The following is a 12038-nucleotide window of genomic DNA, read 5'->3' as shown; positions in this document are numbered from 1 at the left end:
AGCTCTACAGGTAGGCGGCGTGGGCCGCTTCAAGGCTGTCTTGGGCGCACAGGATCAGCTCGCAAAATTCGCGGGCGGCACCTTCTCCACCGCGGGCCTGGGTAACGCCGTGAGCGTGTTGGCGAACGAAGCCTGCGGCATTGGCCACGGCCATGCCCAGTCCGACGCGACGGATCACTGGCAAGTCCGGCAGATCGTCGCCCAGATAAGCGACTTGTTCATAGCTTAGATTGAGTTCAGCCAGCAGGGCGTCCAGAACCACAAGTTTGTCTTCACGGCCCTGGAACACATGGGGGATGCCCAGGTTTTTCGCCCGACGCTCGACCAGCGAGGTCTTGCGACCGCTGATGATAGCGGTCTGTACGCCTGCGGCCATCAGCATCTTGATACCCTGGCCGTCGAGGGTGCTGAAGGACTTGAACTCGGTGCCGTCCTCGAGAAAATACAGGCGACCGTCGGTCAACACGCCATCGACGTCGAAGACCGCCAGCTTGATGGGTTTGGCGCGTTGCAGCAGATCGGTGTTCATTTACATCACTCCTGCGCGCAGCAAATCATGCATGTTCAAGGCGCCCACCGGGCGCTCCTCGTCATCGACTACCACCAGCGCGCTGATTTTATGGTCTTCCATGATCTTTAGGGCTTCAGCGGCGAGCATTTCGGCCTGCGCGGTCTTGCCGTGCGGGGTCATCACTTCTTCGATCAAGGCGCTGTGGATATCGATGCTGCGATCCAGCGTGCGGCGCAGGTCGCCATCGGTAAAGATCCCCGCGAGGCGGCCATCGGCCTCGACCACCACGGTCATACCCAGGCCCTTGCGAGTCATTTCCATGAGTGCGTGTTTCAACAATGTGCCGCGCAACACCTGCGGCAGTTCGTCGCCGCAATGCATGACATTTTCCACTTTGAGCAACAGGCGGCGGCCCAGGGCTCCTCCCGGATGGGAAAAGGCGAAATCTTCAGCAGTGAAACCACGGGCTTCCAGCAACGCCACGGCCAGGGCATCGCCCATCACCAGCGCGGCGGTGGTCGATGAGGTGGGCGCCAGGTTCAGTGGGCAGGCTTCATGCTCGACACGCACGTTCAGGTTGACCTCGGCGGCCTTGGCCAACGGCGAGTCCGGGTTGCCGGTCAAGCTGATCAACTGGATACCCAGACGCTTGATCAGCGGCAGCAGGGTAATGATTTCCACGGTCGAGCCGGAGTTCGACAGGGCCAGGATAATGTCATCCCGAGTGATCATGCCCATGTCGCCATGGCTGGCTTCCGCCGGGTGGACAAAAAAAGCCGTGGTGCCAGTGCTGGCCAGGGTCGCGGCAATTTTGTTGCCGACGTGCCCGGACTTGCCCATGCCGACCACGACCACGCGGCCCTTGCTGGCCAGAATCATCTCGCAAGCGCGTACAAAATCTGCGTCGATATGGGCCAACAAGCCTTCTACGGCCTCTACTTCGAGGCGGATGGTGCGTTGTGCTGATTGAATCAGGTCGCTGGATGGGCTCATGTCAGAAATCGTATAGCCTGATGAAAGGGCGCGATTATAACGGTAACTAACAATTCCCTCACGCTTGATCGTTGTGCTTTGCTCAATCAGTGTAGGACGTTGCCATGGGTTTTTGCTTTGCAGTCTGTCAAACCCGGCTGTATTTAGCACGAACAAGCAAAGCTTCGGTCTTGGGCGGCTCGTATCAGCAGTGATATAGTTCGCGACCAGTTCGGCCCGCTCAGGAAGTGCGCGTCTCTATAATGGAGGCCTGGTGTCCGAGTCAGAGGCTGCATCGCAAGGAGTTTAGATGAGCGCCGATAACGCCTACGCTGTCGAGCTGAAGGGTGTCACCTTCAAGCGCGGCGCGCGCAGCATCTTCAATAATGTCGATATTCGTATTCCACGAGGCAAGGTTACCGGCATCATGGGACCTTCCGGGTGCGGCAAAACCACTCTGTTGCGGTTGATGGGTGCCCAGTTGCGCCCCAGCCGCGGCGAGGTGTGGGTCAACGGTCAGAATCTTCCGGCGTTATCTCGCGGGGACTTGTTCGATGCCCGCAAGCACATGGGTGTTCTGTTCCAGAGCGGCGCGCTGTTCACCGATCTCGATGTCTTCGAAAACGTTGCCTTTCCGCTGCGGGTACACACCGAACTGCCGGAGGAGATGATTCGCGATATCGTCCTGCTCAAGTTGCAGGCGGTCGGTCTGCGCGGCGCGGTCGACCTGATGCCCGATGAGCTGTCCGGCGGCATGAAGCGTCGTGTGGCGCTGGCACGGGCGATTGCCCTCGATCCGGGAATTCTCATGTATGACGAGCCTTTCGTCGGCCAGGACCCGATCGCCATGGGCGTGCTGGTGCGCCTGATTCGCCTGCTCAACGACGCGTTGGGGATTACCAGTATCGTCGTCTCCCATGACCTGACGGAAACCGCGAGCATTGCCGACTACTTGTATGTGATGGGCGACGGACAGGTGCTGGGGCAAGGCACGCCCGAAGAATTGATGAACGCCGATAACCCGCGTATTCGCCAGTTCATGACCGGCGATCCAGACGGTCTCGTGCCGTTCCATTACCCGGCGCCGGACTACCGCGCAGATTTGTTGGGGAAGCGCTGATGCGCAAGAAATCATTAATCGAGAGAGTTCGTCTGTTCGGCCGTTCGAGCATCGATGTGCTCGCGGTGCTTGGGCGTTCGACGTTGTTTCTGTTTCATGTGCTGTTCGGTCGTGGCGGAATCGGCGGTGGCTTCGGCCTGCTGATCAGACAACTGTACTCGGTAGGGGTGATGTCCCTGGTAATCATCGTCGTGTCCGGGGTGTTCATCGGTATGGTGCTGGCGCTACAGGGGTTCAATATCCTTTCCAGCTACGGTTCCGAGCAGGCGGTGGGGCAGATGGTCGCCCTGACGTTGCTGCGCGAGCTGGGGCCGGTAGTCACCGCTTTGCTATTCGCCGGCCGCGCTGGTTCGGCGTTGACCGCGGAAATCGGCAACATGAAATCCACTGAGCAGCTTTCCAGCCTGGAGATGATCGGCGTCGATCCACTCAAGTATATTGTCGCGCCACGGCTATGGGCCGGCTTCATCTCCCTACCGTTGCTGACGATGATTTTCAGTGTGGTCGGGATTTGGGGTGGTTCGTGGGTGGCGGTGGACTGGTTGGGTGTCTACGATGGCTCGTACTGGGCCAATATGCAGAACAGCGTGACCTTCAACGGTGACGTGCTGAACGGGATTATAAAAAGTATCGTGTTCGCCTTCGTGGTGACCTGGATTGCCGTGTTTCAAGGCTACGACTGTGAACCCACTTCAGAAGGGATCAGTCGTGCCACGACCAAGACCGTGGTCTATGCCTCCCTGGCAGTCCTCGGCCTGGACTTTATTCTGACTGCCTTGATGTTTGGAGATTTCTGATGCAAAACCGCACCCTGGAAATCGGTGTCGGCCTTTTCCTGCTGGCTGGCATCCTGGCTTTGCTATTGCTGGCGTTGCGGGTCAGTGGGCTGTCCCCGACGGCAAATACCGAAACCTACAAACTTTATGCCTATTTTGACAATATCGCCGGATTGACTGTCAGGGCTAAGGTGACCATGGCCGGTGTCACCATCGGCAAGGTCACGGCAATCGATCTGGACCGCGACAGTTTCACCGGCAGAGTGACCATGCAAGTCGAAAAACGCGTGAACAACCTGCCGACTGACTCCACCGCGTCTATCCTCACCGCGGGCTTGCTCGGTGAGAAGTACATCGGTATCAGCGTGGGCGGGGAAGACACCTTGCTCAAGGATAGTGGAACTATTCATGACACCCAGTCGTCGTTGGTATTGGAAGACCTGATCGGTAAATTCCTGCTCAATACCGTTAACAAAGACGCCAAATGAGGAATTCTTCCATGATCTCTACCTTGCGCCGTAGTCTTTTGGTGCTGCTTGCGTCGCTGCCGCTGATGGGCAATGCCTCGGCGGCAGTTTCTGCCCACGACCTGATACAAGACACCACCAATCGGATGTTGGCCGACCTGTCGGCGAACAAGGAAAAGTACAAGCAGAACCCGTCGGACTTCTACAACTCGTTGAACACCATCGTCGGCCCGGTGGTGGATGCCGAAGGCATTTCCAAGAGCATCATGACGGTCAAATATTCGCGCAAGGCGACACCCGAGCAGATGCGTCGCTTCCAGGAAAACTTCAAGCGCGGGCTGTTCCAGTTCTACGGCAATGCCTTGTTGGAGTACAACAACCAGGGCATCACCGTCGATCCGCCGAAGGATGAGTCGGGTGACCGGACCAGCGTCGGCATGACCGTCAAAGACAACCACGGTACGGTCTACCCGGTGTCCTACACCCTTGAGAAGATCAACGGTGAATGGAAGCTGCGTAACGTGATCATCAACGGTATCAATATCGGTAAGCTGTTCCGCGACCAGTTCGCCGATGCCATGCAGCGCAACGGCAACAACCTGGACAAGACCATCGACGGCTGGGCCAGTGAAGTGGAGAAGGCCAAGGTCGAATCCGAGAAAAACCCACAGAAGAGTAGCGGCGGTGAGTGAGGCCAGCATTCGCCTCGGCGAACCGGGTGAAGTACACCTGGCGGGTGTGCTCGATTACACCACCGGCCCGGCTTTGCGCAAGCAGGGCCAGGCGCTGATCAAGGCTAGCGAAGCGCCGGCCCTGGTGGTCGACTGCTCGGCCGTGGAGAAGTCCAGCAGCGTCGGCCTGGCCCTGCTACTGGCGTTCATGCGGGACGCGGCGCAGGATGGCAAGTCGTTGAGCATTCGCGCGATGCCTCTGGACATGCGTGAAATCGCCGAAGTTTCCGAGCTGACGGAACTGTTGGCTGTCCATTAATTGCCACAAGCAGACAAGCCCCCCATCGGAGTCCTGCAATGCGGGGTTCGCAGGCGCGGGGCTTTTTTGTATGATGGCCGACCCGCGCGCGTTGGGCGCCGATTGAGGTTGAGCATGCAGGCCACCGAAGTAAAGAGTTTCCTTGAAGCAAAGCTGCCAGGAACTCAGGTTGAAGTTGAGGGCGAGGGCTGTAATTTTCAGCTGAATGTGATCAGCGACGAACTGGCGGCATTGAGCCCGGTCAAGCGTCAACAGCAGGTCTATGCCCATTTGAACCCGTGGATCACCGATGGCAGCATCCACGCGATCACTATGAAATTTTTCAGCAGCGCGGCCTGGGTCGAGCGCACCTGAGCCTGAATTGGCGTCGAGATTCCTATGGATAAACTGATTATTACCGGCGGTGTTCGTCTTGATGGCGAAATCCGCATTTCCGGGGCGAAAAACTCTGCCCTGCCTATCCTGGCCGCCACCCTGTTGTGCGATGGCCCGGTCACTGTCGCCAATCTGCCGCACCTGCACGACATCACCACCATGATCGAGCTGTTCGGGCGCATGGGCATTGAGCCGGTGATCGACGAAAAACTCTCCGTGGAAATCGATCCGCGCACCATCAAGACGCTGGTGGCACCTTACGAGCTGGTGAAAACCATGCGTGCCTCGATCCTGGTGCTAGGCCCGATGGTTGCCCGTTTCGGCGAAGCCGAAGTCGCCTTGCCTGGCGGTTGCGCCATCGGTTCGCGTCCGGTTGACTTGCACATCCGTGGCCTTGAAGCCATGGGCGCGATGATCGATGTGGAAGGCGGCTACATCAAGGCCAAGGCGCCGGAAGGCGGTCTGCGCGGAGCGAACTTTTTCTTCGATACCGTCTCCGTGACCGGTACCGAGAACATCATGATGGCTGCGTCCCTGGCCCGTGGTCGCAGCGTGCTGCAGAACGCCGCGCGCGAGCCGGAGGTGGTCGATCTGGCGAACTTCCTGATCGCCATGGGCGCGAAGATCTCTGGCGCCGGTTCCGACACGATCACCATCGATGGTGTGGAGCGCCTGCATTCGGCGACCTACAAGGTCATGCCGGACCGTATCGAAACCGGCACCTACCTGGTGGCCGCTGCTGTCACTGGCGGGCGGGTGAAGGTCAAGGATACCGATCCGACCATCCTCGAAGCCGTCCTGGAAAAGCTCAAGGAGTCCGGCGCGGTGATCACCACCGGCGAAGATTGGATCGAGCTGAACATGCATGGCAAGCGGCCCAAAGCGGTCAACGTGCGTACCGCGCCGTACCCGGCGTTCCCGACCGACATGCAGGCCCAGTTCATCTCCCTCAACGCCATTGCCGAAGGCACTGGTGCGGTGATTGAGACCATCTTCGAAAACCGTTTCATGCACGTGTATGAACTGCATCGCATGGGCGCCAAGATCCAGGTCGAAGGCAATACCGCGATCGTCACCGGCACCGAGATCCTCAAGGGCGCTCCGGTCATGGCTACCGACCTGCGGGCTTCGGCCAGCCTGGTGATTTCGGCGCTGGCCGCCGAAGGCGATACGCTGATCGATCGTATCTACCATATCGACCGTGGCTACGAGTGCATTGAAGAGAAGCTACAGATGCTCGGTGCCAAGATCCGCCGCGTTCCGGGCTAGTCCCACGTTCCACTGAAGGCGCGAGCTTGGCTCCTGCAGTGGAGCGGCGTAGGGATACGCCAACCATTGGTTTTACGCGTCGAGCCTGTATCATTGCAGGCTCGATCTATGTCCGGCGCCCGTTGTCGCCGGGCATGAGTATCCTGATTTAAGGACCTAGGTTTCCCCCATGCTGACCATTGCACTGTCGAAGGGCCGCATCCTCGACGATACCCTGCCGTTGCTCGCCGAAGCGGGTATTGTGCCGACCGAGAATCCGGACAAGAGTCGCAAGCTGATCATTCCCACGACCCAGGCCGACGTGCGCCTGCTGATCGTTCGCGCCACTGATGTGCCGACCTATGTCGAGCACGGTGCCGCCGACCTCGGCGTTGCCGGTAAGGATGTGTTGATGGAGTACGGTGGCCAGGGCTTGTACGAGCCACTGGACCTACAGATCGCCCAATGCAGACTGATGACCGCCGGGGCCGTCGGCGCGGTAGAGCCCAAGGGCCGCCTGCGGGTGGCGACTAAGTTCGTCAATGTCGCCAAGCGTTACTACGCGGAGCAGGGGCGTCAGGTCGATATCATCAAGCTGTATGGTTCGATGGAGCTGGCGCCGCTGATCGGTCTGGCCGACAAAATCATCGACGTCGTCGACACCGGCAACACCCTGCGGGCCAACGGCTTGGAGCCCCAGCAACTGATCGCGACCATCAGCTCGCGCCTGGTGGTGAACAAGGCCTCGATGAAAATACAACATGCCCGCATTCAGTCCCTGATCGACACCCTGCGCAAGGCAGTGGAGTCGCGACACCGCAGTTGATTCACATGCGCGGCCTTGAGTCGCGCCCATCTATCCGTGTCATAGCCAGAATTCTCAGGTGCCCGCGCGGATGGCTTGGTAGGCTGGGGCGCCTGAGATTTGCTGTTCCCAAGCATTCGCCAATTATTGAGGCCCTCGCTATGACCACGTCCACCGCTATTCGCCGACTCAACGCTGCGGACCCGGATTTCGCCCATCATCTGGATCATCTGCTGAGCTGGGAAAGTGTGTCCGATGACTCGGTCAACCAGCGGGTGCTGGATATCATCAAGGCGGTACGCGAGCGCGGCGATGCCGCCGTGGTCGAATTCACCCAGCGTTTCGACGGCCTGCAGGTTGCCTCGATGGCCGACCTGATCCTGCCACGCGCGCGCCTGGAACTGGCCTTGACCCGGATCAGTGCGCCTCAGCGCGAGGCGCTGGAAAAAGCCGCCGAGCGTGTGCGCAGCTACCACGAGAAGCAAAAGCAAGAGTCCTGGAGCTACACCGAAGCCGATGGCACCGTGTTGGGCCAGAAGGTCACGCCACTGGATCGCGCCGGCCTCTATGTCCCTGGCGGCAAGGCGTCTTACCCGTCATCGGTACTGATGAACGCGATCCCGGCCAAAGTGGCCGGTGTCACTGAGGTGGTGATGGTGGTCCCGACCCCACGCGGCGAGATCAACGAGCTGGTACTGGCGGCGGCTTGTGTCGCCGGCGTCGACCGCGTATTCACCATCGGTGGCGCGCAAGCGGTCGCCGCATTGGCCTATGGCACTGAAAGTGTGCCGAAAGTCGACAAGGTCGTCGGCCCGGGCAATATCTATGTGGCGACCGCCAAGCGCCATGTGTTCGGCCAGGTCGGCATCGACATGATCGCCGGCCCGTCGGAGATCCTGGTGGTCTGCGACGGCCAGACCGACCCGGACTGGATTGCCATGGACCTGTTCTCCCAGGCCGAACACGACGAAGACGCCCAGGCGATCCTGGTCAGCCCGGACGCCGCGTTCCTCGATCGGGTGGCGGCGAGTATCGCCAAGCTGCTGCCGACCATGGAGCGGGCCGCTATCATCGAAACCTCGATCAACGGTCGCGGTGCGCTGATCCAGGTACGCGACATGCAGCAGGCGATCGAAGTGGCCAATCGCATCGCGCCGGAACACCTGGAACTGTCGGTCGCCGACCCACAGGCCTGGTTGCCGCAGATCCGCCACGCCGGGGCGATCTTCATGGGACGTCACACCAGCGAGGCCCTGGGTGATTATTGCGCCGGTCCCAATCACGTCCTGCCGACGTCGGGTACCGCACGCTTCTCGTCGCCTTTGGGCGTGTATGACTTCCAGAAACGTTCATCGATCATCTTCTGCTCTGAACAGGGCGCCTCGGAACTGGGCAAGACCGCTTCGGTGCTGGCCCGTGGCGAATCCTTGACCGCCCACGCCCGTAGCGCGGAATACCGGATCGTCGCCGATGACAACGCACAGGGGAAACCAGCATGAGCAAGTTCTGGAGCAAGTTCGTCAAGGACCTGGTGCCCTATGTGCCAGGTGAGCAACCGAAGCTGAGCAAGCTGGTCAAGCTCAACACCAATGAAAATCCCTACGGCCCTTCACCCAAGGCCCTGGCGGCGATGCAGGCCGAGGTCAACGACAATCTGCGCTTGTATCCGGACCCCAACGGCGACCTGCTCAAGCACGCCGTAGCCGAGTACTACGGGGTGCAGACCAACCAGGTGTTTCTCGGCAACGGTTCCGACGAAGTCCTGGCGCACATTTTCCACGGTCTGTTCCAGCAGGATAAGCCGCTGCTGTTCCCGGATATCAGCTACAGCTTCTATCCGGTCTATTGCGGCCTGTACGGTATCGACTACGCCGCGCTGGCGTTGGATGAGCAGTTCCAGATCCGTGTCGCCGACTACGCCCGGCCTAATGGCGGGATCATCTTCCCTAACCCGAATGCGCCGACCGGCTGCCTGCTGGCGTTGGAGGCGGTCGAACAGATCCTCAAGGCCAGCCCCGATTCGGTCGTGGTGGTGGACGAGGCCTATATTGACTTTGGCGGTGAAACGGCCATCTGCCTGGTCGACCGTTTTCCGAACTTGTTGGTGACGCAGACCTTGTCCAAGTCACGTTCGCTGGCGGGCCTGCGGGTCGGGCTGGCGGTCGGGCATCCCGATTTGGTGGAAGCCCTGGAGCGGATCAAGAACAGCTTCAACTCCTACCCGCTGGACCGTATGGCGATTGCCGGCGCGGCGGCGGCGTTCGAGGACCGGGAATATTTCCGGCAGACTTGCAACAAAGTCATCGAAAGCCGCGAGTGGCTGGTGGCACAGTTGCAGACCAAAGGCTTCGAGGTATTACCGTCGGCGGCTAACTTCATCTTCGCCCAGCACCCGCGGCACGATGCGGCGGCGTTGGCGGCCAAGGTGCGTGAGCAGGGAGTGATTGTCCGTCACTTCAAGCAGGAGCGCATTGCCCAGTTCCTGCGGATCACCATTGGTGCGCCGGAGCAGAACCAGGCGTTGATCGACGCGCTGGGCGATCTCTGACGGATCGGGACGCTATCCGCCTGAAGCCCAACGCGATCTTGTGGCGAGCCCACTCGCCACAACTCTCGACCCGGCGTGAGATCGGCTCTGAACTGACTCAGTGAGCCAAACGCTGTTCTTGCGATGCTGTGTTATTCCTCTTCCTGCGGGGGCATCTGCTGCGGCGGACGCAAGCCGATTTCCGCGGTCAGCTTCAGTTCCTTGCCATTGCGCAGCACCTTAATCGCCACTTTGTCGGTCGGTTTGATCCGCGCCATCTGGTTCATCGAGCGACGACCGTCATTGGCGGGCTCGCCGTTGATGCTCAGGATCACATCACCCAGTTGCAGGCCGGCCTTCTGTGCCGGACCGTCACGGAAAATCCCCGCCACCACGATTCCCGGACGCCCGCTCAAGCCGAACGACTCGGCGAGTTCCTGGGTCAATGGCTGAACTTCGATACCCAGCCAGCCACGAATCACCTGGCCATGTTCGATGATTGCCTTCATTACCTCGACGGCTAGATTGATCGGAATCGCAAAACCGATACCTTGGGAACCGCCGGACTTGGAGAAGATCGCAGTGTTGATCCCGGTCAGGTTGCCATTGGCGTCCACCAGCGCGCCGCCGGAGTTACCGGGGTTGATGGCGGCGTCGGTCTGGATGAAGTCTTCGTAGTTATTCAGGCCCAGTTGGTTGCGCCCGGTAGCGCTGATGATGCCCATGGTGGTGGTCTGGCCGACCCCGAATGGGTTGCCAATGGCCAGGGCGATATCGCCGATGCGGATCTTGTCCGAGCGGCCGATGGTGATCGACGGCAGGTTCGGCAGATCGATCTTGAGTACCGCCAGATCGGTCTCCGGGTCGCTACCAATCACCCGGGCCAGCGTCTCGCGACCGTCCTTGAGCGCCACAACGATCTGATCGGCGCCGGCGGTCACGTGGTTGTTGGTCAACAGATAGCCCGTCGAACTCATGATCACCGCCGAGCCCAGGCTTGACTCCATGCGTTTCTGCTTGGGCAGGTTATCGCCAAAAAAACGCCGGAACTGCGGGTCATCGAACAATGGATGGCTGTTCTTGTTGACCATTTTCGTGGTGTACAGATTGGCGACCGCCGGGGCCGCGAGGTCCACTGCATCGGCATAGGACACTGGGCCCTGCTGGACCGTCGCGGTCTGCGGGGCTTGTTGCAGGTTCACATCCTTATCCGGCAGCCCGACCCACTGTGGGTAACGCTGAATAATCAACAAAGCAATCAGCACGCCGACCAGCAGCGGCCAGCCAAAAAAACGCAGAGCCTTGAGCATTGAGCAAGTCCTGGGAGGTTGCAGGCCATGTCGGACGGCCCATAATGTCGCGCATTATACGAGGCTGCGAGCGCCTCTGAACGGGATATTCAGGAGTTTTTATGGCTGTTGCACTCAGTACCCTGGTGGAAGAGGCGGACCGCTTCCTTGGCAGTTCGCGAATCAGTGATTATTGCCCCAATGGTTTGCAGGTCGAAGGCCGGCCACAGGTCACGCGGATCGTCAGCGGAGTCACCGCCAGCCAGGCGCTGCTCGATGCGGCGGTCGAGACCGGAGCTGACCTGATACTGGTGCATCACGGTTATTTCTGGAAGGGCGAAGACCCTTGTGTGGTGGGCATGAAACAGCGTCGACTCAAGACCCTGCTCAAGCACGATATCAGTCTCCTGGCCTATCATCTGCCGTTGGACCTGCATCCAGAGGTGGGCAACAACGTGCAACTGGCCCGCCAACTGGACATCACCGTTGAAGGTCCGTTGGATCCCGACAACCCGAAAGTCGTCGGTCTGGTGGGCTCTCTGAGCGAGCCGATGACACCGCGCGACTTTGCCCGCAAGGTCCAGGATGCCCTGGGGCGCGAACCGCTGCTGATCGAAGGCAGCGAGATGATCCGACGGGTCGGCTGGTGTACCGGTGGTGGCCAGGGTTATATCGATCAGGCGGTGCGGGCCGGGGTCGATCTGTACCTGAGCGGCGAGGCCTCCGAGCAGACGTTCCACAGCGCCCGGGAAAACCACATCAGCTTTATCGCCGCCGGTCATCATGCCACCGAGCGCTATGGTGTACAGGCTCTGGGCGACTACCTGACCCGGCGGTTTGCCCTGGAACACCTGTTTATCGATTGTCCGAATCCAATCTAGAGCGGGTTTGGTCTGGGTGGCATCCGACGAAGTGGGCGCCATGGCCGGATGGCTTGCGTAGTGCAAGTACGCGCTTT

At 59.9% G+C, this 12038-nt stretch carries 14 protein-coding genes; 11 read left to right on the top strand and 3 right to left on the bottom strand.

Annotation, left to right across the window (positions count from 1 at the left end; genetic code table 11):
* Positions 1-4 precede the first annotated feature (4 nt).
* Both BMX68_RS01215 and BMX68_RS01210 read right to left on the bottom strand, forming a co-directional pair.
* The gene (locus BMX68_RS01215) at positions 5-529 is read right to left on the bottom strand and encodes a KdsC family phosphatase (protein WP_017130673.1); all 525 of its coding nucleotides are present in this window, start codon (positions 527-529) and stop codon (positions 5-7) included.
* Positions 530-1504 carry a KpsF/GutQ family sugar-phosphate isomerase gene (locus tag BMX68_RS01210; protein WP_017130674.1) on the bottom strand — a complete coding sequence of 325 codons (975 nt, stop codon included), beginning with the start codon at positions 1502-1504 and terminating at the stop codon, positions 530-532.
* Positions 1505-1793: 289 nt separating this feature from the next.
* Between BMX68_RS01210 and BMX68_RS01205 the strand changes: the two genes are divergently transcribed.
* The 10 genes from BMX68_RS01205 to hisC all read left to right on the top strand — a co-directional run bounded on the left by BMX68_RS01205 (position 1794) and on the right by hisC (position 9812).
* The gene (locus BMX68_RS01205; RefSeq protein ID WP_017130675.1) at positions 1794-2603 is read left to right on the top strand and encodes an ATP-binding cassette domain-containing protein; all 810 of its coding nucleotides are present in this window, start codon (positions 1794-1796) and stop codon (positions 2601-2603) included.
* The gene (mlaE, locus tag BMX68_RS01200) at positions 2603-3400 is read left to right on the top strand and encodes a lipid asymmetry maintenance ABC transporter permease subunit MlaE (RefSeq protein WP_017130676.1); all 798 of its coding nucleotides are present in this window, start codon (positions 2603-2605) and stop codon (positions 3398-3400) included. Before BMX68_RS01205 ends, mlaE begins: the two co-directional genes overlap by 1 nt.
* Positions 3400-3867: an outer membrane lipid asymmetry maintenance protein MlaD gene (mlaD, locus tag BMX68_RS01195; protein WP_017130677.1), complete on the top strand. Its 468-nt coding sequence runs from the start codon at positions 3400-3402 to the stop codon at positions 3865-3867. Before mlaE ends, mlaD begins: the two co-directional genes overlap by 1 nt.
* Positions 3868-3878: 11 nt before the next feature.
* The gene (locus tag BMX68_RS01190) at positions 3879-4538 is read left to right on the top strand and encodes an MlaC/ttg2D family ABC transporter substrate-binding protein (protein ID WP_017130678.1); all 660 of its coding nucleotides are present in this window, start codon (positions 3879-3881) and stop codon (positions 4536-4538) included.
* Positions 4531-4836, top strand: coding sequence for an STAS domain-containing protein (locus BMX68_RS01185; RefSeq protein ID WP_017130679.1), 306 nt, complete (start codon positions 4531-4533; stop codon positions 4834-4836). The genes BMX68_RS01190 and BMX68_RS01185 overlap by 8 nt, the downstream gene beginning before the upstream one ends.
* A 114-nt stretch (positions 4837-4950) precedes the next feature.
* Complete coding sequence (locus BMX68_RS01180) at positions 4951-5190, top strand: BolA family protein (protein ID WP_017130680.1); 240 nt, start codon at positions 4951-4953, stop codon at positions 5188-5190.
* A 24-nt stretch (positions 5191-5214) separates the two neighbouring features.
* Complete coding sequence (gene murA, locus BMX68_RS01175) at positions 5215-6480, top strand: UDP-N-acetylglucosamine 1-carboxyvinyltransferase (RefSeq protein WP_017130681.1); 1266 nt, start codon at positions 5215-5217, stop codon at positions 6478-6480.
* A 169-nt stretch (positions 6481-6649) separates the two neighbouring features.
* Positions 6650-7285, top strand: coding sequence for an ATP phosphoribosyltransferase (gene hisG / locus BMX68_RS01170; RefSeq protein ID WP_017130682.1), 636 nt, complete (start codon positions 6650-6652; stop codon positions 7283-7285).
* Between the two features lie 140 nt (positions 7286-7425).
* The gene (hisD, locus tag BMX68_RS01165) at positions 7426-8763 is read left to right on the top strand and encodes a histidinol dehydrogenase (RefSeq protein ID WP_017130683.1); all 1338 of its coding nucleotides are present in this window, start codon (positions 7426-7428) and stop codon (positions 8761-8763) included.
* Positions 8760-9812 (top strand): histidinol-phosphate transaminase, encoded by a 1053-nt coding sequence (hisC, locus tag BMX68_RS01160; protein ID WP_017130684.1) that lies wholly within the window; start codon positions 8760-8762, stop codon positions 9810-9812. Before hisD ends, hisC begins: the two co-directional genes overlap by 4 nt.
* A gap of 131 nt (positions 9813-9943) precedes the next feature.
* On the opposite strand, the gene algW is transcribed toward hisC, so the two are convergent.
* Positions 9944-11101, bottom strand: coding sequence for a Do family serine endopeptidase AlgW (algW, locus tag BMX68_RS01155; RefSeq protein WP_017130685.1), 1158 nt, complete (start codon positions 11099-11101; stop codon positions 9944-9946).
* A 101-nt stretch (positions 11102-11202) separates the two neighbouring features.
* On the opposite strand from algW, the gene BMX68_RS01150 reads away from it, so the two are divergent.
* Entirely contained in the window at positions 11203-11961 is a 759-nt protein-coding gene (locus BMX68_RS01150; protein WP_060782145.1) for a Nif3-like dinuclear metal center hexameric protein, read from the top strand.
* The last annotated feature ends 77 nt before the right edge of the window (positions 11962-12038 follow it).

Origin of the sequence: Pseudomonas agarici (assembly GCF_900109755.1) — a bacterium.
Taxonomy (GTDB): Bacteria; Pseudomonadota; Gammaproteobacteria; order Pseudomonadales; family Pseudomonadaceae; genus Aquipseudomonas; species Aquipseudomonas agarici.
This window is presented reverse-complemented; position numbering and strand designations above follow the sequence as displayed.

Bases quoted from the DNA above. Each gene is read 5' to 3' on its own strand.
- BMX68_RS01210 (WP_017130674.1), bottom strand. From the start codon at position 1,504: ATGAGCCCATCCAGCGACCTGATTCAATCAGCACAACGCACCATCCGC.
- BMX68_RS01215 (WP_017130673.1), bottom strand. From the start codon at position 529: ATGAACACCGATCTGCTGCAACGCGCCAAACCCATCAAGCTGGCGGTC.
- hisC (WP_017130684.1), top strand. From the start codon at position 8,760: ATGAGCAAGTTCTGGAGCAAGTTCGTCAAGGACCTGGTGCCCTATGTG.
- hisD (WP_017130683.1), top strand. From the start codon at position 7,426: ATGACCACGTCCACCGCTATTCGCCGACTCAACGCTGCGGACCCGGAT.
- murA (WP_017130681.1), top strand. From the start codon at position 5,215: ATGGATAAACTGATTATTACCGGCGGTGTTCGTCTTGATGGCGAAATC.
- mlaD (WP_017130677.1), top strand. From the start codon at position 3,400: ATGCAAAACCGCACCCTGGAAATCGGTGTCGGCCTTTTCCTGCTGGCT.
- BMX68_RS01150 (WP_060782145.1), top strand. From the start codon at position 11,203: ATGGCTGTTGCACTCAGTACCCTGGTGGAAGAGGCGGACCGCTTCCTT.
- BMX68_RS01180 (WP_017130680.1), top strand. From the start codon at position 4,951: ATGCAGGCCACCGAAGTAAAGAGTTTCCTTGAAGCAAAGCTGCCAGGA.
- hisG (WP_017130682.1), top strand. From the start codon at position 6,650: ATGCTGACCATTGCACTGTCGAAGGGCCGCATCCTCGACGATACCCTG.
- mlaE (WP_017130676.1), top strand. From the start codon at position 2,603: ATGCGCAAGAAATCATTAATCGAGAGAGTTCGTCTGTTCGGCCGTTCG.
- algW (WP_017130685.1), bottom strand. From the start codon at position 11,101: ATGCTCAAGGCTCTGCGTTTTTTTGGCTGGCCGCTGCTGGTCGGCGTG.
- BMX68_RS01205 (WP_017130675.1), top strand. From the start codon at position 1,794: ATGAGCGCCGATAACGCCTACGCTGTCGAGCTGAAGGGTGTCACCTTC.
- BMX68_RS01190 (WP_017130678.1), top strand. From the start codon at position 3,879: ATGATCTCTACCTTGCGCCGTAGTCTTTTGGTGCTGCTTGCGTCGCTG.